The sequence below is a fragment of the Rathayibacter sp. VKM Ac-2879 genome, from assembly GCF_015351245.1.
In the GTDB taxonomy this organism is placed as follows: domain Bacteria; phylum Actinomycetota; class Actinomycetes; order Actinomycetales; family Microbacteriaceae; genus Rathayibacter.
On record NZ_JADKSO010000002.1, the window covers coordinates 197,348 to 216,516 of the forward strand.

Sequence of the window (19,169 nt, forward strand, 5' to 3'; positions counted from 1 at the left end):
GCGGGCGTCCAGTGCCGTGACGCCCCCGTCACGTGAGTGCCGGGAGTCCGCGCGCCTCGCCCGCATACCGATCCCTGACAGGAAGAGGCACACGGAGATGACATCCGCATCCACTCGCGGGACCCGCGCACTTGCCGCAGCGGCAGGCTTCGCCGCGGTCGCGCTCGTGCTCACGGGGTGCGCCGCCGGCGGCTCGTCCGGCGGCAGCGCCGGAGGGGTCCTGACCATCGGCACCACCGACAAGATCACGACTCTCGACCCCGCCGGCTCGTACGACAACGGCTCCTTCGCCGTGATGAACCAGGTGTTCCCGTTCCTGATGAACACCCCCTACGGCAGCCCCGACGTCGAGCCCGACATCGCCGAGTCGGCCTCCTTCACTTCGCCGACCGACTACACGGTGAAGCTGAAGGAGGGACTGAAGTGGGCCAACGGCCACGCCCTCACCTCCTCCGACGTGAAGTTCTCGTTCGACCGCCAGCTGAAGATCGCGGACGTGAACGGGCCGTCCTCCCTCCTCGCCAACCTCGACAGCGTCGCGGCCCCCGACGACGTCACGGTCGTCTTCACCCTCAAGTCCGAGAACGACCAGACGTTCCCGCAGGTGCTCTCGAGCCCGGCCGGTCCCATCGTGGACGAAGAGGCCTTCTCGGCGGACGCGCTCACGCCCGACTCCGATATCGTCTCGGCCGACGCCTTCGCGGGCCAGTACACGATCACGAACTACGACCTCAACAACCTCATCCAGTACAAGGCGTATCCGGACTACAAGGGTCTGCTCGGCCCGGCCAAGACCGGCACCGTCAATGTCAAGTACTACGCCGACTCCTCGAACCTCAAGCTGGACATCCAGGAGGGGAACATCGACGTCGCGTTCCGCAGCCTCTCGGCGACCGACATCGAGGATCTGCGCGGTAACGACAAGGTGAAGGTGGTCGACGGTCCCGGAGGCGAGATCCGCTACATCGTCTTCAACTTCGACACCCAGCCGTACGGCGCGACGACCGCGGAGGCGGACGCGGGCAAAGCGCTCGCCGTGCGCCAGGCGGTGGCCGACCTGATCAACCGTGACGAGATCGCGAAGCAGGTCTACAAGGGCACCTACACCCCGCTCTACTCGTACGTCCCCGCGGGCCTCACCGGCGCGGTCGAGCCACTCAAGTCGCTCTACGGCGACGGCAACGGCGCGCCGGACACCGAGAAGGCCAAGGCCACCCTCGAGGCGGCGGGAGTGACCACTCCCATCACGCTCAACCTCCAGTACTCGAACGACCACTACGGTCCGTCGTCGGGCGACGAGTACGCGCTGATCAAGGACCAGCTGGAGTCGTCGGGCCTGTTCACCGTCAACCTGCAGACGACCGAGTGGGTGCAGTACTCGAAGGATCGCTCGAGCGACGTCTACCCGGCGTACCAGCTCGGGTGGTTCCCTGACTACTCCGACGCCGACAACTACCTGTCGCCGTTCTTCGTCAAGAAGAACTTCCTCGCGAACCACTTCGACGACGCCGAGGTGCAGGGTCTGATCGCGCAGCAGGTCTCCACGACCGACGCGTCCGCCCGTACGGCGATCATCGAGCAGATCCAGGAGAAGGTGGCCGAGCAGCTCTCGACCGTCCCCTACCTCCAGGGCTCGCAGGTCGCCGTCGTCGGCAGTGCGGTGAGCGGGGCCGAATCGACGCTCGACGCCTCGTTCAAGTTCCGCTATGCGGCGCTGAGCAAGAGCTGACCCACTCCCGCCGCGGCCGGCGCCTCCTCGACGGGAGGCGCCGGCCGTTCCTCTCGAAAGGCATCACGTGACGACAGCCACGACGGTCGCGGCGACGGCGCCTGGTCGGCGCCCGCGCGGCTCGGGAGGGGGACTCGGGCGCTACCTGCTCGTCCGCTTCCTGCTCATCATCCCGACCGTCTTCATCCTCGTGACGATGGTGTTCCTCCTCATGCGCTCGACGGGCGACCCGATCACGGCTGCCCTCGGAGGCCGCTTGAGCGCCGACCAGCTCGCCGAGCGTGTCGCCGCAGCCGGGTACGACCGACCGCTGATCGTGCAGTACCTCGAGTACCTCGGCGGTCTCCTCCGCGGCGACTTCGGCACCACGCTGAGCGACAACCGTCCCGTGACCGAGGTGCTGCTCACCTACGGCACCGCGACGCTCGAGCTCGCGTTCTACGCGCTCATCGTGGCGTTCATCGTCGGCATCCCGCTCGGAATGCTCGCCGCCTATCACCGCGATCGCCTGCCGGACGCGGTGCTCCGCGTCTTCGCGATCCTCTGCTACGCGACTCCCGTGTTCTTCGCGGGCCTGCTGCTGAAGCTCGTGTTCTCGGTCTGGCTCAAGTGGTTCCCCGTGGCGGGACGTGCCTCGACGAGCACAGAGCTGTCGTTGCAGTTCCTCCCGAACAGGACGGGCATCTACCTCATCGACGCGATCCAGACCGGCGATCCGGCGGCGATCGGCGATGTGCTCTCGCACGCGGTGCTGCCGGCGATCGCGCTCGGTCTGCTGACCGCGGGGATCTTCCTCCGCCTGGTGCGCACGAACGTGATAGGCACCCTCGGTACCGACTATGTCGACGCAGCGCGCTCGCGGGGAGTCGGAGAGTTCCGTCTGGTGCGCACGCACGCCTACCGGCCGGCGCTCATCCCGATCATCACGGTGATCGGTTTGCAGATCGCGCTCCTGCTGGGCGGCGCCGTCCTGACCGAGACGACCTTCGAGTGGAAGGGCCTCGGCTTCCAGCTCGCCCAATACCTCCAGGCGCGCGACTTCGTCGCCGTGCAGGGGATCGTGGCGCTGCTGGCCGTGATCGTCGCCGTCACCAACTTCATCGTCGACGTCATCGCGGCGCTCATCGACCCGCGAGTGAGGTACTGATCATGAGCAGCACTGCATCGGCGCACCCGCGGCGCCGTCTCGTCGACCGCCTGCCGGTCGTGCATCAGCTCCGGCAGAGCGTGGGGCTCCAAAGGGGGATGCTCGTCGCGGGTCTCGTCATCACGGGCGTGTTCCTGCTGGTCGCCGTCTTCGCCCCGGTGATCGCGCCCTACGGGTATGCGCAGCTTCGTTCGGGCGACATCGCCTTCGGGGCGCAAGAGCCGCCGAGCGCGCAGCACCTGCTCGGCACGACGGCCGGCGGGTACGACGTCCTCTCGCGAACGCTGTGGGGCGCGCAGACCGCAGTCCTCGTCATCCTCGTGGCGGTGGTCCTGTCGATCTTCCTCGGGGTGTTCCTCGGTCTGGTCTCGGGCTATCTCGGCGGGTGGCTCGATCGGGTGCTCGTCGTCATCTGCGATGCGATCTATGCCTTCCCCACGCTGCTGCTCGCGATCGTGATGTCGATCGTCATCTCGGGCGGTCAGTCGGACCTCTGGGCGGGCATCGTCGCGGCGGCGGTGTCGATCACCGTCGTCTACATCCCGCAGTACTTCCGCGTGATCCGCGCCGAGACCGTGCGGATCAAGGGCGAGGCCTTCGTCGAATCGGCGAAGGTGATCGGAGCGTCGACGCCGCGCATCATGGTCCGGCACGTGCTCCGCAACGCGACTCGGACGCTGCCGCTGATCTTCACGCTCAACTCCTCGGAGGCGATCCTCACCCTTGCTGGCCTGGGCTTCCTCGGCTTCGGCATCGAGCCGACGTCGGCCGCCGAGTGGGGCTACGACCTCAACAAGGCCCTCTCGGACGTGACGAGCGGGATCTGGTGGACGTCGGTCTTCCCGGGCCTCGCCATCGTCCTGGCGGTGCTGGGCATCACCCTCGTCGGCGAGAGCCTCAACGACCTGGCCGACCCTCGCCTGCGCGGTCGTCGGGCGGTGGCGGCGGGAGCCGGCGACGTCGCCGCGACCTCGGTCGTCCCGGGCGGCGTGCTCGTCGCCGACGGGCTGGAGACGCCGGGGCACGATCCCGTCGCCGGAGTGGAGAAGACGCGATGAGCGAGCAGCGCCCGAGCGATCGGCAGCGGCCCACCGACGCCGGGAGTCCGCGTCCGATCGTCGACATCACCGACCTCGAGGTCGCCTTCGCGAGCGATCGCGGAGCCGTGCGGGCGGTCGCGGGAGTCAGCCTCCGCGTCGAGCGCGGCGAGGTGCTCGCCATCGTCGGCGAGTCCGGCAGCGGCAAGACCGTGACCGCGAAGACGATCCTGGGCCTCTTGCCCGAGACGGCGACTGCCTCGGGGGTCGTCCTGCTCTCGACAAAGGACGGCAGCGCCTCCACCGACGTGGTCTCGGCGTCGAAGGCGCGCTTGCGCGAGCTGCGCGGCACCGACGTGGCGATGGTGTTCCAAGAACCGGGGACGGCGTTGAACCCTGTCTTCACCGTCGGCTGGCAGATCGCCGAGGGGCTGCGTGCGCACGGCTCGATCTCGAAGAGGGCGGCGCGTGCCCGCGCCATCGACATCCTCCGCACCGTCGGCATTCCCGAGCCCGAAAAGCGGGTGGACTACTACCCGCACCAGTTCTCGGGAGGCCAGAAGCAGCGTGTCGTGATCGCGATGGCCCTCGTGCTCGACCCCGGGCTCATCGTCGCCGACGAGCCGACCACGGCGCTCGACGTGACGGTGCAGGCCGAGATCCTCGACCTCCTCCGCCGCTGCCGCGACGACTTCGGCACCTCGATCGTGCTGATCACGCACAACATGGGCGTCGTCGCCGACCTCGCCGATCGCGTGGCCGTCATGTACCAGGGCGAGCTCGTCGAGGAGGCGAGCGTCGCCGAGCTCTTCGCCGCCCCTCAGGCGGAGTACACACAGAAGCTGCTGGCCGCGGTCCCGCACGTCGGCCAGGGCGTCCAGCGCGCGAAGGACCGTGCGCGCGAGCGAGCGCAGGCGCCCGAGTCGGCGACGCTCGTCGAGGCCGACGCGCTGACGATCCGGTACCCGGGTCGCCTGGGCAGCCCCGGCTTCCTCGCGGTCGACGGCGTCTCGTTCCGCATCAGGGCGGGGGAGGTGCTCGGGCTCGTCGGCGAGAGCGGCTCGGGCAAGACGACGATCGGCCGGGCCATCGCCGGGCTCACGCCGGTCACGGGCGGCTCTCTCCGCGTGCTGGGCAAGGAGATGCGCGGCATTCGCGAACGCTCGTTCCGTCCTGTTCGCGGCGACATCGGCTTCGTGTTCCAGGATCCGGCGTCGAGCTTCAACCCGCTGCTCACGATCGCCGAGTGTGTTGCCGAGCCGTTGATCGTCCACGGGCGCTTTCCGGAGGCACGCGCGGCTCGACGCCGCGTCGACGAGCTTCTCGAGGCGGTGCAGCTGCCGCACTCATACGGCGACCGCTACCCGCACGAGCTCTCGGGTGGCCAGCGCCAGAGGGCAAGCCTCGCCCGGGCGCTCGCCCTCGAACCGAAGCTGTTGATCGCCGACGAGCCCACCTCGGCGCTCGACGTGTCGGTGCAGGCTCGAGTCCTGGAGCTGTTCGCCGAGTTGCAGCGCGAGTTCGGTTTCGCCTCGCTGTTCATCAGCCATGACCTCGCCGTCGTCGATCTGCTCGCCGACCGCATCGCGGTGCTGTACCGCGGCGAGTTGGTCGAGGAGGGAACGGGCGCCGAGGTGCTCGCGGCCCCCCAGCACCCCTACACGCAGCGACTGCTCGCCTCCCTGCCCGTTCCCGACCCGGTCGAGCAGGCCCGGCGGCGGGAGCTGTTGCGGCACCTCAGCGACGCGGAGTCGCGCGCGTGAGCCGGACCGCCTCGGCGGCGGCTGCGGTCATCGTCGACGACCTCAGCGTCGAGTACCCGCCGCACGGCATCAGTCGTCAGTGGTCGGCGTTGCGGGGGATCTCCCTCCGGGTCGAGCCGGGGGAAGTGCTCGGGATCCTCGGTGGCAGCGGTTCGGGCAAGTCGACGCTCGCGCGAGTGCTCGGAGGAGACGGGCTGGTCGCGGCGAGCGGCCGGAACCGCCCCGTGATCACGGGAGGCGACGCCACGGTCGCGGGGCACCGCCTCCGTCACTTGCCCTCTCGCGAAGTCAAGCGCTTCACCTTCGATGTCGCGTTCCTCGCCCAGGACGCGGGGGCGGCCCTGCGACCTGAGCTGACCGTGTCGGAGCTGATCGCCGAGCCGATCTTCCTCCGCGATCGGCGATACGACCCGCGCAGCGCCGCGGTGCGGGTGGCGACCCTGCTCGACGCGGTGCACCTCCCGCTGTTCCTACTCGACCGCTACCCCTACGAGCTCTCGAGCGGGCAGAGGCAGCGCGTCGCCATTGCACGCGCCCTCGTGCTGGACCCGATCGTGCTGATCGCCGACGAGCCGACCGCGGGAATCGATGCGACGGTGCGCGAATCGATCGTCGATCTGCTCGCCGATCTGCGTCGGAGGGAGGGGTTCGCCGCCGTGGTCGTCAGTCACGACATCGACGTGCTCAGCCGCGCGACCGACCGGATCGCGGTCCTGGTCTCGGGCGAGGTGGTCGCCTACGGCCCGCTGCTCGAGGTGCTGACGACCTCCCGACATCCCTACGTGCGCGAGCTCGGCGCTGCGTTCGCCGAGTATGAGCGCTTCGACGCCTCTCGTGCCCAACGCGCCGCCGAGGCGGAGGAGACGGGATGAGCGCGCCGCGAGTCGCCGTGCTCCCACGCCCGAAGCCTGTCTTCGTCGAGGCGGTCGACGCCGGCGGAGGAGTCGTGGTCGGTCTCGACGAGGAGCCCGACGCGCTCCTCTGGCTCTCGTACGGGCGCACGGAGGAGCTGGCCGAGATCCTCCGGACGCACCCGAGCGTGCGCTGGGTGCAGCTGCCGTGGGCCGGCGTCGATGTGTTCGCCTCCGTCCTCGCCACGTCCCGCAGCGATCTGGTCTGGACCAGCGCGAAGGGCGCCTACGCCGAGCCGGTGGCCGAGCATGCCCTCGCCCTCACTCTCGCGCTTCTGCGCTCGCTGCCCGAGCGCGCCCGCGCCTGCTCGTGGGGCGAGAAGCGCGCCGTCACGCTGCACCGCTCCCGCGTGGTCATCGTGGGAGCGGGCGGGATCGCCCTCGAGCTGCTGCGCCTCCTGAGTGTGTTCGACGCTCACGTGACGATCGTCCGCCGCGGCGGCGAGCCGGTGAAGGGGGCGGAGCGCACGGTGACGAGTGGTCGACTGCCCGAGGTGGTCGCGGACGCCGATGTGCTCGTGCTGGCAGCGGCCGCCACGGGCGGCACCGAGCGGATGGTCGACGCGGCTCTGCTGGGTCGTCTGCCACGGCATGCGGTGCTCGTGAACGTTGCGCGCGGGAGCCTGGTCGACACGGATGCGCTCGGTGCGGCGCTGGCCGAGGGGCGCATCGCCGGCGCCGCGCTCGATGTGACCGACCCGGAGCCGCTCCCCGAGGGGCACCCTCTCTGGAGTGAGCCGCGTTGCCTGATCACTCCGCACAGCGCTGACACGCCCGAGATGACTGCGCCGTTGCTCGCGGAGCGCGTGCGCGAGAACGTCGCGGCCTTCGCTTCCGGCGTGCGACTGCTCGGCGTCGTCGATCCGCACGCGGGCTATTGAGCCGGCGCCGCGACAGGCCGTCTTTGACATGCGGCGCGTACCGCACGGGCGTCGGGTGCGTACCGCACGGGCGTCGCCAGCGGGACGAGGGCGGCGGAGCGTCGGCGGTGGCGGCGGATTTGTCTCCCGCGCAGACTTTGCTAAAGTAACGGAGTGCTGTTCGCCTCAGGGCGCTCGGCTGATCCTCGATAGCTCAATTGGCAGAGCAATCGGCTGTTAACCGATAGGTTCTTGGTTCGAGTCCAAGTCGGGGAGCGAAGGGCCTGAGACTCCACTCTTGGGCCCTTTTTTCATGCCCGGGTGGAGTCATGCGACGTCACCCGCCACGATCGGAGGCGCGATGCGCGAGGACGTGCTCGCCCTTTTGCGCCGACGCCCCGACGTGGAGGCCCCGGACCTCGTCGCGGTTGACGCGAGCGACCGCCTCCTCCTCGACCTCGCTAACGACCGCGGTCGGATCGGAGTGATCGGTGACGCCTACGGCGCGCTCACCCTCGCGCTCGCCTCCGAGGGCGCCGAGGTGCGCGTCGTGCAGGATTCGATCGCCGCCGAGCGCGCACTGGCCCTCAACGCCGAGGCCGTGCGCAGCGCCGGAGTCGGACTTGCACCCTTCTCGATCGTGGACTCGGTCGCCGACGCCGTGCGCGACGCCTCCGCGGTCCTTCTGCGCCTCCCGCGCTCCCTCGACGCCCTCGCGGCGCTCGCGGCCGAGACCGCGCTCGCGGCTCCCTCCGCGCGGGTCGTCGCCGCGGGGCGCATCAAACACATGAGTCTCGGCATGAACGAGGTGCTCGCGGCCCGATATGCCCGGGTCGACGTCAGCCTCGCCCGGCAGAAGTCGCGGGCTCTGCTCGCAAGCGAGGCGCGTGCCGAGCAGTCGCCGGCGCCGGGAGCCGAACGGCGCCTCCTCGCCGAGTCGCGCCTCGAGGTGGTGGCGCTGCCAGGGGCATTCGCTGGCGCTCGGCTCGACCTGGGTACGCGGGCCCTGCTCGCCGCGCTCGACACGGCCGCGGTCCCGGGAGGCGTCGCCGTCGATCTCGGTTGCGGCACCGGGATCCTCGCGGCCGCCCTGGCCCGCGCGCGCCCCGACCTCGCAGTCATCGCGACCGACACCTCCCGTGTCGCCGTCGCCTCCGCCCGCGCGACCGCCGACGCGAACGGAGTGGGGGAGCGCGTCACGACCCTGCGCGACGACAACGCCTCGACTCTCGACGCGGGCTCGGTCGACCTCGTCCTCTGCAATCCTCCGTTCCACTCGGACGGCGCCGTCACCGAGCTGGTCGCGCGGCGGATGCTGCGCGCGGCCGGGCGGATCCTGCGCCCCGGAGGCGAACTGTGGACCGTCTTCAACTCGCATCTGACTCATCCCGGCGAGCTGCGGCGGTCGGTCGGCGCGACCGAGATCGTCGCGCGCGACCGCAGGTTCACCGTGACGCGCTCCGTGCGCGGCTGATCCGCCGCCCGGTCCGCGGCGCGCCCGCCACGGGCGCCGATCCCCGCAAGCCCCCGCGCCGGCTCAGCGATCCTCACCCCCCGCGGGTACCATCGCTCACCGGCGTCCCCCACGCCGAGAGACCCATCATCGGAGGCCGTCGTGCTCGAAGTCGTCCTCGTCCTCGCCCTGCTGGTCGCCGCCGGCGCGGTCATACTCTGGCGACGCTCCGCGGCCGCCGAGCGTCTCGCCCGCGAGAGCTATGCCCAGCAGGCGGCGCATGTCGTGCGTCTCGAGCTTGCCGTGCGCGAGCAGGACGCGCGCCTCCGGATCGTCGGCGAGCTGGAGCAGCTTGCCGTGCGCAGCGCCGCCCAGCTCGTGGAGGAGGCCGAGAGCGTGCGGCTCGTGCTCGATCGCGATCCGGCCGCCGCCTCCCGCTCGGCCGGCCGAGCCGTGCGCGCCGCGGAAGCGACCCTCGCGCAGCTGCGCAGGATCTCGGCGGTCGCCGCCACCGATCCCGGCGAGCTGCCGCGTCCGGGCGGTGCTGCGCCGCTCGTGGAGGAGGCGAGGGAGCGCGGTCTGGTCGTCGACGAGCAGTCGTTCGGCGAGGCTTTTCCTCTACGCGATGGCGCCGAGGTAGCGGTTCTGCGTGTGCTCGAGTATGCGTTCGCCTCCGCTCTCTCGGCCGGAGGCGCGGGGACGAGTGTGCGCATCACGTCCCGGTGGAGCGCCAGTGGCCTACGCGTCGAGGCCGACGACGATCGCGAGCGGCACGGCGGCGCCGTCCGCGACGAGAACGTCGTCGACGCTGATCTGCGTGCGCTCACCGAGCGTCTCGACAGCCCCGAACTCGCCGAGCTGCGGGAGCGCGCGGCCCTGTTCGGCGGCGACGTCGACGAAAAGCGCACCCCCGGGGTCGGCCGGAGCGTCACCGCCTCGTTCCCGACCCTGCGCCACCACAACGGCGTGCACGGAGTCGAGCTGAGCTGAGCGGTGCCGGCGCGGTGCACATCCGCGCCCGATCGATGCTAGATTCCCCTCGTTCCGCACGTGACCAAAGGAGGTGAGACCCCGTGACCGCACTATCCACACCGGGTGACTCCCTCCGTCCGCGACAGCACTAGTCGCCGGGAGCACCCACAGGCGTCCCACGAAAGGCGACTCCCGTGATCGATCCCCTCTCCCTCCCCGCCGATGCCGCCGCGCATCCCGCTCCTCGCCGTGCCCTCGTCCTCGGAGGCGGCGGCTCGACAGGCAACGCCTGGCTGCTCGGGGTGCTCGCCGGCCTCGCAGAAGGGGGCGTCGACGTCGCCTCGGCCGATCTCGTCGTCGGCACGTCCGCGGGCGCGACGGCCGCCGCCCAGCTGCTGGGCGGGTCACTGGCCGGCCTCCTGCGCGAGGTGCTCGAGACCCCCGTCCCGCCGAGCCCGATCGCGGCGACGAGCAGACCGGTCGTCGACCACCTCGAGCGGATGCGGACGCTGATCGCCTCCGCCCACAACGCCGCCGAGCTGCGCCGCAGGATCGCCGATGCCGCGTTCGACCGCGAGGCCGCCTCCGACGGGACCTGGCAGGAGCAGTGGCGCGCGACCGTCCTGTCCCGGCTGCCGTCGCGCGACTGGCCCGCACAGCGGCTCCTCCTTACCGCGATCGGCGCCGGAGGGGAGCCGGTCGTCTTCGATGCTGCGAGCGGAGTGGCGCTCGTCGATGCCGTCGCCGCGAGCTGCTCGAGCGGACTTCCGTTCCGCATTGGCGGCGAGCCGTACCTCGACGGCGGATTCCGCCGGAACGAGAACGCGGATCTCGCTTCAGGCAGTGAGCGGGTGCTCGTGCTGTCGCCCCTCGGCGGTCGCTCGCTGACGCCTCCGGAGTGGGGCTCGCAGCTCGCAGTGCAGCTCGACGAGCTTCGGGCAGGCGGGAGCCTCGTCGACACGCTCGTCCCGACGGCCGAGTCTGAGCACCTCTTCGGCGCTGTCGCGATGAATCCCGCGCTCCGCCCTGTCGCGGCCCGGGCCGGTCACGAACTCGGGGTGGAGTCCGCGCCGCGGCTCGCGGCGTTCTGGGGATGAGTCGCCTCAGTCCTCGAGGTGGTCGACGCCCGGCAGCCAGGAGACGCCGGGCGCCCCCCAGCCGCGCTTGCGGGTGATCTTCTGCACCGGCTTGCGGTAGTCGTGCTCGAGCCTGTCGATGTAGAGGATGCCGTCGAGGTGGTCGAACTCGTGCTGGAAGACGCGGGCGAACCACCCCTCCGCCTCGATCTCGAACGGCGTCTGCTCGAGGTCGACGGCGCGGAGGATCGCCCGCTCGGAGCGCCGGAGGGGGAACCTCTCGCCCGGGAACGACAGGCACCCCTCCGACTCCGTGTCCTCGTCGGCCTCGCCGAGCGGCGGGGGTGTGACGAAGAGCTCGGGGTTGATGGCGACTCCGCGGCGGGGAGTGCCGTCGTCGGCCGCGTAGTCGTACACGAACAGGCGCAGGGGCACGCCGACCTGGGGGCCGGCGAGCCCGACTCCGGGCGCCGCGTCCATCGTCTCGAACATGTTGGCGACGAGGGTGCGCAGCGTCTCGTCGAACTCGATGACGGGGGAGGCGGGTGAGTGCAGCGCGGGGTCGCCGGCGATGCGGATGGGGAGGACGGCCATGCCGACCAGGGTAGCGTGGAGCCGTCGCCGGGCTTCCGGGCGATCATCCTCTGGGCTTGCCCGCTCACCCGTGCGTCGGAGGGGGCTCGGACCCAATCTGGGTAGGGTCGATTGCATGCCCGCCGATCTCGCCGCACTCCTCAACGACCCGGCGAAGTTCATCGGCATCCCCATCGCTCTCGTCGGGGCGGTGTTCCTCGCTCTCGGTGCGCAGTTCCAGCACCGGGGAGTCGCCAAGGTGGAGCGCTTCTCGAAGCGTTCCGGATCGTCCGGGCTCAGTGGCGGTCAACTGATTGCCCTGCTCTCGCGTCCCTCGTGGGTCATCGGCACCGTGCTGCTGGGTCTGGCCATCGTCTTCCAGCTGACGAGCCTGGGGTTCTCTCCGCTCATCGTCGTGCAGCCGCTCGGGGCCGTCGCGCTCGTGATCACGGCCGTGGTCAACGCGCGCGTCAGCCGCGTGCGGCTCAACAGGGCGTCGATCCGGGCGATCATGCTGTGCGTGGGAGGCGTGGGTACCTTCGTCCTCGTCGCGGCCTTCAACTCTGTGGACAAGTCGATCCAGACCTCCGAGCTGATCACCATCCTGGTGATCCTCGCGGTGGTCCTCGCGGTGTTCGTGATCGCCTTCCGAGTCTTCCGGCGCGGCGCGAAGGCCATCTTTTACATCGTCGGCGCGGGAGTCGTCTACGGCTTCGTCGCGACGCTCGCGAAGGTCGTACTCAACCGCATCAAGTACGGCGAGTTCGACTGGCTGACGATCGTGTGCATCGTGGCGCTGCTCGCGGCCACCGGCCTCGGCGGCTACTTCGTGCAGAACGCCTACTCCTCCGGGCCGCCCGACCTGGTCGTCGCCGGGCTCACCGTCATCGACCCGCTCGTCGCCGTGGCCATCGGCATCATCGTCCTCGGCGAGGCGCAGTACGCGGCACCGTGGGCGATCCCGCTCTTCATCGCGGCCGGCGTCGTCGCGATCTGGGGCGTCTTCCTCCTCGCCAAGCACCACCCGCAGGCGCACTGACCGGCGTCGCCTCCCGGCTACCGGGGGCGCCGCTGCCTACAATGGGACCCACGCCGAGGTGCCACGAACCGACCCACGCCGATCGCTCCTCTTTCTTTTTCGCCGAGGAGCACGACTTCCGTTAGGACCCATCCGTGCCAGATCCCCGCGACCCGTCACGACCGGAGTCATCCGACGCCGATCATGCGAGCCCGCTCACCGTCGTGATCGGCTGCGACACGTTCGCTCCGAACGTCAACGGCGCCGCGAAGTTCGCCGAGCGGCTTGCGGCGGGTCTCGCGGGGCGCGGTCACGAGGTGCACGTCGTCGCCCCGTCCGCCGACGGCTGGAGCGGCACCCGCGTCGAGACCCATGAGGGCCAGCGGATCATCGTGCACCGTCTCTACAGCTGGCGCTGGTTCCCGCACGACTGGCTGCGGTTCGCGATGCCGTGGCGCATCCGGCAGAACAGCGCCCGGATCCTCGACGAGGTGAAGCCCGACGTCGTGCACTTCCAGTCGCACATCATCGTCGGCCGCGGTCTGGGCATCGAGGCGGCCAAGCGCGGCATCCGCGTCATCGGCACCAACCACTTCATGCCCGAGAACATGCTCGAGTTCACCCTGCTGCCCAAGGCTGTCCAGGCGAAGGCCGTGCAGATGGCATGGCGGGCCGCACGTCGCACCTTCGGTCGGGCGGAGGCGGTCACCACGCCGACGCGCAAGGCTGCGCAGTTCCTCGAGAAATACACGGGGCTCCGCGGGGTCTATGCGATCTCGTGCGGTATCGACGCCGACAACTACACCCCCGACTTCTCGCCTCGCGGCGGCAATGCGATCCTCTTCGTCGGCCGAGTGACGGGCGAGAAGAACATCGACGTCCTCCTGCGCGCCGTCTCCCTTCTCGATCCGGCCCTCGATGCGCGCCTCGAGATCGTGGGCGGAGGCGACCAGATGCGCAATCTGCAGCAGCTCGCCTCCAGCCTCGGCATCGCCGACCGAGTGCGTTTCACCGGATACGTCTCCGACGCCGAGCTGAAGGAGGCATACACGCGCGCCACCGTCTTCGCGATGCCCTCGATCGCCGAGCTGCAGAGCATCGCGACGATGGAGGCGATGGCCTCGGCCCTGCCGGTCGTCGCCGCCGACGCGATGGCCCTGCCGCACCTCGTGCACGATGGCGAGAACGGCTTCCTTTTCGAGCCCGGGAACGCCCAGGCCCTCGCCGACCGCCTCACCGACGTCCTCGCGGTCGGCCCCGAGGCGCTCGAGGCCATGAAGCGCGCCTCCTTGCGCATCGTTGCCTCGCACGACATCAACCGCACGATCAGCACGTTCGAGAGGCTGTATCGTGGGGAGCCGGTGGCCGATCCGGCCGCCGACGCAGCGTCCGCTTCCGCCGGCCGAGCCTGACGGGCCCGCTGAGTGGGCGCCGCGGGGCGTTAGCTCAGCCGGTCAGAGCAGCGGACTCATAATCCGTCGGTCACGGGTTCAAGTCCCGTACGCCCTACCAAGTGAACACTGGGGAGTTTGGCCCTTCGCTCGGAAGCTCCAGGAGCAGAACCCCTCCAGAACCCCTCCGCACGCCTACGACCCGTCGCGTCGGCGGCGGTGCATGCTGGTCCGATGGAACCGACTCGACGTCTGACCGACGCGGACATGCTCTTCCACTACACGACCTCCGAAGGCATCCGCGGAATCGTCGAAAACGGGGAGCTGTGGGCTACTGGTGCGCGGTACTTGAACGATCTCAAAGAGCTGCGTCTCGTCTTCGAAGCCACCGCCTCCGTGCTCGAGTTGGACTACCTCAAGCAGCGCCCGGACCTGAAGGAGTCCATCGAGTGGGCCATCATGATGTTCCGAGGCGACTCGAGCGCAGTGCCGTACTACGTCACATCGTTCTCGACGCTACCTAACGCGCTTAGTCAGTGGCGCGGCTACGGCGGAAGCGGTCAGGCCTATGTACTGGGTCTCGTCAAGGAGGATCTCGCTCGACACGCAGCTCAACAGGGGTGGAAGCTAGTCAAGGTCCAATACGGCATGCAGGCTGCGATGCGAGCAGCGTCAGCAGTGGTTGCGCACGGTTTCCAGCGTATCGACGCCGGTGATTTCTATCAGTGGGACGACCGGAACCGCGTGCAGGCGGCGTTGCGGCTCGGGCTGTTGAATATTGCGGCGGAGCACAAGGACGACGCCTTCCACGAGGAACAGGAGTGGCGGTTAATCTCCACACGCCTACAGGCCATGGCAGGCGACAAAATTTCGTTCCGATCGAATCGGAAGGGTCTCGTCCCATACGTAAAATTCCCACTCTGGAAGGACCGCTTCCTTCTGCCCGGCAGGCCCAGTGGCCAGGAGGAGTACGGCGAGATGCTCGACCTAGGAGAGGTGTCCGCGGGACCGGGCGCGACGAACGACACGATGGACGCGCTCTCCGAGCTGCTGAACGTACACAACGCGCACCTACGGAGAGGCGGAACCCGAAGCAACATCCCGTACTCCGCCTGAGTCCGTTTCGACGATGAATGTCGGTGCTTCCAACTATAAAGGTGAGCGGGCGAGACCTCGCCAAATGTGAGAAGAAGGGTGACAAGCATGAAGTACAACGAGTTCGACTTGGGACAGGTCAAGCGCGGCCAGTCGGTTGAGGTGAAGATCACCGGAACGAAGGCGAACGTTCGTCTTCTCGATACTGCGAATCTCGCGGCGTTCAAGGCAGGGCGGCAGGCGAACGGCTACGGCGGCAACGTGACAACGACGGCACCGGTGCGCTTGACCATCCCCCGTGACGGTCACTGGACCGTCGTCGTGGACTATGGAGGATGTACCGGGAGTGGCACCGCGTCGGTGAACCTGGTCGGCTGAACCCCTAGCCCTCGATGCGGAGGACCGGCGGAACCGTGCCAATCGCATTGCGGCCGCGGTCGGGCGATAGGTACGCGTCGAGCCGGTCCATGTCGGCTGCGTGATCGTCGGGGAAGAAGTGTAGGTACACCTTGTAGGTGGTCGCGGTGTCGGCGTGGCCGAGGAGGCGGGCGACGCGAGCGAGAGGCATGCCCGAGGCGGCGAACAGCGACGCTGCGGTATGGCGGAGGTCGTGGAAGCGCAGGTCCGGCTGGCCGATAGCCTTCGCGGCGTCGCGGAAGCGGCGGCGGTAGAACGAGTCGTAGTCCATGCGCTTGGACCAGTCGAGCCCGCCGCGGAAGTCGCCGTAGCCGCCGTAGTTCCGTCCAGGCCAGAGCGATGCGGTCGGCTCAGCGGCGCGCGGGTGCGAGGCCAGGTACTCGGCCAGTTCGTCCGCCAGCTCTCGTCGTAGCGGCACCGACCGGATCGACATGGTGGACTTGGGGGAGTCCTCGCGGAAGCCCTCGCTGGTGCGGACCAGCGTCCGTCGAACCTCCAGAGGACAGTCTCCTGCTCTTCGAGCGCGCACTCCGTGACGACTCCGGGACGGGCGCCTTCACTGGGTCGGATTCACCGACGTCACAGGCCTCCGTGCGAGATTCGCGGCCGACGGGCTTCTCGGTGCCGAAGGCGGCATGCTCGCCATCCGGCACGGCGACGACGAGCTCGGCAGGGTCGAGCGGTTGGAGAGCTCGTGGGGGAGAGCGGCCACATCCTCGTGCTGGAGTATCGCGATCGGAGTCGATGCCGGGATGCGCGGGCGGGGCATCGGGTGGCGTGCTCAAGTGCTCCTCGCCGAGTATCTTTTCGCCCATATCCGCGCGGAGCGGGTGCAGGCCTATACAGACGTCGACAACGTCGCGGAGCGTAAGGCTTTGGTGCGCTCTCTGCACCGAATGGCATCGTCTACCGAGGCGGATAGGTGAAGGCGTGGGTCGTTGCCAGGACCCGGGTGGCTGACGCCGTGATAGCCGAAAAGGGCCCGATCCTGGACATCGGCCGGCTCCGCATGAGGAGCTAGCGGGATTCCTGAAGTGACAAAAGAACGCCCCCTCGCGCTCTCACGGAGGGGGCGTCCTACCTGTCGGAGGTCACGGCGTCGGCGCGGTCATCACTGTCTCAGCGATCACCGGCGCGAGCATCGTCGAGTACTGGATCGACAGGTGCCCGGTGTCCACACGGATCGGAGTCGAACCGACGAAACCAGGGCAGCGGCCGGACTCGCAGAACCAGTCCCGGGTGTCGACATACTCGGCTGTCGTGCCCTTAAGCGCATTCTCCTCGTCGTTGATCGTCGTCACGAAGTCGGGCTGGGGCTTGGTCACACAGTCAGCCGGTGAGCCGAAGTTGGTGGCGCACTCGCGCATCTGCTTTCCGTCGGGAGGAGACGACAGCACGATGATGCGCCCCGTGTTCGCGGCGATGCCGTCGACCGTGCGACGCAGACCGTCGGCGAGCTCCTCAGCGTGGTCCTTCGGGGAGCCCTTGGACTCCATACGGTAGATGGTTGGCTGGGACTGCGCGATGATCGTCAGCTCCGGCTTGATCTCGGCAATGCGCTCCTGGCGCCACTCGTGCGCGGTGTCACACTCGGGGAAGGCCGAGCCGGACGTGTGCTTGACACTCACCCAGGAGGCTGGGCACTCGCCGCGCGTCATCGGGTGGATGCGGTACCCGAGCGGCTCAAGGGCTGCCTTGATGCCGGGAGTCCACGCGATGCCGTACGAGTCGCCGAGCACCACGACGTCGAGACCGGTGTCGGTGGGGCCGCTCTCGCAGTCGATGCTCTGCTGCGTGCTCGAGATGTTCAGGCAGTCCGATGTCGTGACGGTGGCGAAGAGCTCCTCGGTGCTGATGTCCCCGATCGCCGGATCGAATGTCGGGAATGCTTTGAGCGCGAGCGCCTGCTCGATCTGAGATGCGAGCGTCGCCGCGGCGGTCACTGGCTGCGCGGAGGCACCGTCCGTCGTCGTTGGGACGGGTGCCGGGGCGATCGCGGCGGGCGGCGCGGGTGGCGGCGGAGCGAACGCGACAGCGACGATGCCACTCGTTGCGAGCGCGAGGAGCGCGACGGAGCCGTACTTGTAGCGCGGCCCGAACTCACGAGCCCACCTCAGCCAGACTTCTCGACGCTCCGAGCGGCGGCCTGCGGTGAAGAGCGGCGACTTCTGAGCGGGCCACTCGATCAGGTGGTACGACGCGATGGAGAAGAGCAGCGTCGCGACGAACGACGAAAGGAGAAGCCCGGCGGATCCGGCGGGGAAGAAGGAGCCGGCGAAGATCACGATCGGGAAGTGCCACAGGTACAACGAGTACGAGATGTCGCCGAGGTACTTGGAGACGGGGTTCGTGAGCGGCCACAGGTAGGCCGCTTGCTGTTGTGTACCGCTGTTCGCCGCGAGTACGAGCACCGTTGACAGGACCGGCAGGAGCGCCCACGGAGCGGGGAACGGCAGCGAGTCGTTGATCAGGAAGAGCGAGACGCCGATTCCGACGAGGCCGACCCAGGCGAGGACCGGGCGGAGGAGGGCAGGGAGCCGGGAGAGGGGCGCGACGAAGATAGCGAGGGTCGCGCCAGCGCCGAGTTCCCAGGTGCGACTGAGGGTGGAGAAGTACGCGACGGTCGGGTTCGCGGTCGACTCGTACATCGCCCACGCGAGGGACGCAACGGAGAGCGTAACGATCGCTAGGCCGACGATGAGGCGAGCGGATGATGCGGACCGCTTGGCGACTTTCACGATCAGCCACAGGATCAGCAGCATCAGCCACGGCCAGACAAAGTAGTACTGCTCCTCCACGGACAGCGACCAGAAGTGCTGCAGCGGGGAGACCGCACCGCCGTCGCTGAAGTAGTCGGTGCCTGCGGCGGCAAAACGCCAGTTCGCGGTGAAGAAGAATGCGAAGACGGCGTCGAGGCTAATGCTCTGGAACTGGCGCTGTCCGTAGAGGGCCGCGGAAGCCGCGATGGTCGCGACGAGGACGACGGTCGCCGCGGGCACGATGCGCTTGACGCGGCGGGCGTAGAACCCGGAGAAGGAGATGTGCGATGTGCGATCCCATTCGCGGATCAGCAGCCCGGTGATGAGGAAGCCGGAGATGACGAAGAAGATATCGACGCCGACAAAGCCGCCGGACGGCCAGCCGGCGATGTGATCGAGGATCACGACGATGACCGCGAGGGCACGTAGGCCCTGGATGTCCAGGCGGCCTGGCTTCCCGGCAGCTGCCGATCGTCGGCGGACGCGTCTCATCCTGCGCAAGACAGAGCTCTTACCCACGTGCGGTTCCTCTCAGCGATCCACCTGGAAGATTCAGGAAGAAGTCGGGAGATTCTTGCCATGCCCGTATTTCCGGGAAGGACGAATTTCCCTTCCTCTCCCGCGAACGGGGGGGCTCAGTTGGTCGATCTCGAGGTAGTTCCAGACAGACGCGAAGGGAGGAGTGACGCCAGCAGCTCGTCGGGGACCACTGTGGTGGGCTCGAGCTCGCGGCGCGCTCGCACGGCGTTGAGGTCCGTTTCCCTGCTCGTCATCCCCGCGACCGGATCACACAGTCCCTGGCGGGACGAGTGGTCGAACCTCGCCGAGTAACGTCGCGGAGCGTAAGGCTCTGGTGCGCGCCGGCTTCATCGAGGAGGGGGTGCTGCGGCGGGGCGGGCCGCTGGCACGACCCGGTGCTCGCCTCCCGGGTCCGCGACGGCGTCTAGCGGGGACGCCTCGGCACGTCC

At 69.0% G+C, this 19,169-nt stretch carries 17 protein-coding genes and 2 tRNA genes; 16 read left to right on the forward strand and 3 right to left on the reverse strand.

Features of this window, described 5'->3' with window-relative positions:
- Window positions 1-97 precede the first annotated feature (97 nt).
- The 10 genes from ITJ45_RS05895 (at window position 98) to ITJ45_RS05940 (ending at window position 10,969) form a co-directional block, all read left to right on the forward strand.
- On the forward strand, window positions 98-1,729 hold the full coding sequence (locus ITJ45_RS05895) for an ABC transporter substrate-binding protein (protein WP_194608667.1): 1,632 nt from the start codon (window positions 98-100) through the stop codon (window positions 1,727-1,729).
- A gap of 67 nt (window positions 1,730-1,796) precedes the next feature.
- The gene (locus tag ITJ45_RS05900; RefSeq protein WP_194608665.1) at window positions 1,797-2,876 is read left to right on the forward strand and encodes an ABC transporter permease; all 1,080 of its coding nucleotides are present in this window, start codon (window positions 1,797-1,799) and stop codon (window positions 2,874-2,876) included.
- A 2-nt stretch (window positions 2,877-2,878) separates the two neighbouring features.
- Window positions 2,879-3,934 (forward strand): ABC transporter permease, encoded by a 1,056-nt coding sequence (locus ITJ45_RS05905; protein WP_194608663.1) that lies wholly within the window; start codon window positions 2,879-2,881, stop codon window positions 3,932-3,934.
- A complete protein-coding gene (locus ITJ45_RS05910; RefSeq protein ID WP_194608660.1) occupies window positions 3,931-5,676 on the forward strand; it encodes a dipeptide ABC transporter ATP-binding protein in 1,746 nt (581 codons plus the stop codon). Before ITJ45_RS05905 ends, ITJ45_RS05910 begins: the two co-directional genes overlap by 4 nt.
- Complete coding sequence (locus ITJ45_RS05915; RefSeq protein ID WP_194608658.1) at window positions 5,673-6,548, forward strand: ATP-binding cassette domain-containing protein; 876 nt, start codon at window positions 5,673-5,675, stop codon at window positions 6,546-6,548. Before ITJ45_RS05910 ends, ITJ45_RS05915 begins: the two co-directional genes overlap by 4 nt.
- On the forward strand, window positions 6,545-7,468 hold the full coding sequence (locus tag ITJ45_RS05920; protein WP_194608656.1) for a D-isomer specific 2-hydroxyacid dehydrogenase family protein: 924 nt from the start codon (window positions 6,545-6,547) through the stop codon (window positions 7,466-7,468). The genes ITJ45_RS05915 and ITJ45_RS05920 overlap by 4 nt, the downstream gene beginning before the upstream one ends.
- A 182-nt stretch (window positions 7,469-7,650) precedes the next feature.
- Window positions 7,651-7,723: transfer RNA gene (locus tag ITJ45_RS05925), tRNA-Asn, on the forward strand.
- 37 nt (window positions 7,724-7,760) lie between these two features.
- Window positions 7,761-8,921 (forward strand): class I SAM-dependent methyltransferase, encoded by a 1,161-nt coding sequence (locus ITJ45_RS05930; RefSeq protein WP_323742923.1) that lies wholly within the window; start codon window positions 7,761-7,763, stop codon window positions 8,919-8,921.
- 141 nt (window positions 8,922-9,062) lie between these two features.
- Window positions 9,063-9,890, forward strand: a complete 828-nt coding sequence (locus ITJ45_RS05935) for a hypothetical protein (RefSeq protein ID WP_194608655.1) — start codon at window positions 9,063-9,065, stop codon at window positions 9,888-9,890.
- A 176-nt stretch (window positions 9,891-10,066) separates the two neighbouring features.
- On the forward strand, window positions 10,067-10,969 hold the full coding sequence (locus tag ITJ45_RS05940) for a patatin-like phospholipase family protein (RefSeq protein WP_323742922.1): 903 nt from the start codon (window positions 10,067-10,069) through the stop codon (window positions 10,967-10,969).
- A 6-nt stretch (window positions 10,970-10,975) separates the two neighbouring features.
- Here the strand turns inward: ITJ45_RS05940 and def are convergent, their stop codons facing one another.
- Window positions 10,976-11,542, reverse strand: a complete 567-nt coding sequence (gene def / locus ITJ45_RS05945) for a peptide deformylase (protein ID WP_228493621.1) — start codon at window positions 11,540-11,542, stop codon at window positions 10,976-10,978.
- A 115-nt stretch (window positions 11,543-11,657) separates the two neighbouring features.
- On the opposite strand from def, the gene ITJ45_RS05950 reads away from it, so the two are divergent.
- From ITJ45_RS05950 to ITJ45_RS05970, 5 genes are all read left to right on the forward strand, one after another.
- Window positions 11,658-12,560, forward strand: a complete 903-nt coding sequence (locus ITJ45_RS05950; RefSeq protein WP_194608651.1) for a DMT family transporter — start codon at window positions 11,658-11,660, stop codon at window positions 12,558-12,560.
- 134 nt (window positions 12,561-12,694) lie between these two features.
- On the forward strand, window positions 12,695-13,951 hold the full coding sequence (locus tag ITJ45_RS05955) for a glycosyltransferase (protein WP_323742921.1): 1,257 nt from the start codon (window positions 12,695-12,697) through the stop codon (window positions 13,949-13,951).
- 23 nt (window positions 13,952-13,974) lie between these two features.
- Window positions 13,975-14,051, forward strand: a tRNA-Ile gene (locus tag ITJ45_RS05960).
- Between the two features lie 113 nt (window positions 14,052-14,164).
- Window positions 14,165-15,046 carry a DUF2971 domain-containing protein gene (locus ITJ45_RS05965; protein WP_194608649.1) on the forward strand — a complete coding sequence of 294 codons (882 nt, stop codon included), beginning with the start codon at window positions 14,165-14,167 and terminating at the stop codon, window positions 15,044-15,046.
- Window positions 15,047-15,133: 87 nt separating this feature from the next.
- Window positions 15,134-15,403: a DUF1883 domain-containing protein gene (locus tag ITJ45_RS05970; protein WP_194608647.1), complete on the forward strand. Its 270-nt coding sequence runs from the start codon at window positions 15,134-15,136 to the stop codon at window positions 15,401-15,403.
- Window positions 15,404-15,407: 4 nt separating this feature from the next.
- Here ITJ45_RS05970 and ITJ45_RS05975 read toward each other — a convergent pair whose 3' ends face one another.
- Window positions 15,408-15,875, reverse strand: a complete 468-nt coding sequence (locus tag ITJ45_RS05975) for a tyrosine-type recombinase/integrase (RefSeq protein ID WP_194608645.1) — start codon at window positions 15,873-15,875, stop codon at window positions 15,408-15,410.
- Window positions 15,876-16,077: 202 nt separating this feature from the next.
- On the opposite strand from ITJ45_RS05975, the gene ITJ45_RS05980 reads away from it, so the two are divergent.
- Window positions 16,078-16,368: a GNAT family N-acetyltransferase gene (locus ITJ45_RS05980; RefSeq protein WP_194608643.1), complete on the forward strand. Its 291-nt coding sequence runs from the start codon at window positions 16,078-16,080 to the stop codon at window positions 16,366-16,368.
- 165 nt (window positions 16,369-16,533) lie between these two features.
- Here ITJ45_RS05980 and ITJ45_RS05985 read toward each other — a convergent pair whose 3' ends face one another.
- Window positions 16,534-18,720 carry an acyltransferase family protein gene (locus ITJ45_RS05985; protein WP_194608641.1) on the reverse strand — a complete coding sequence of 729 codons (2,187 nt, stop codon included), beginning with the start codon at window positions 18,718-18,720 and terminating at the stop codon, window positions 16,534-16,536.
- Window positions 18,721-19,169 lie beyond the last annotated feature (449 nt).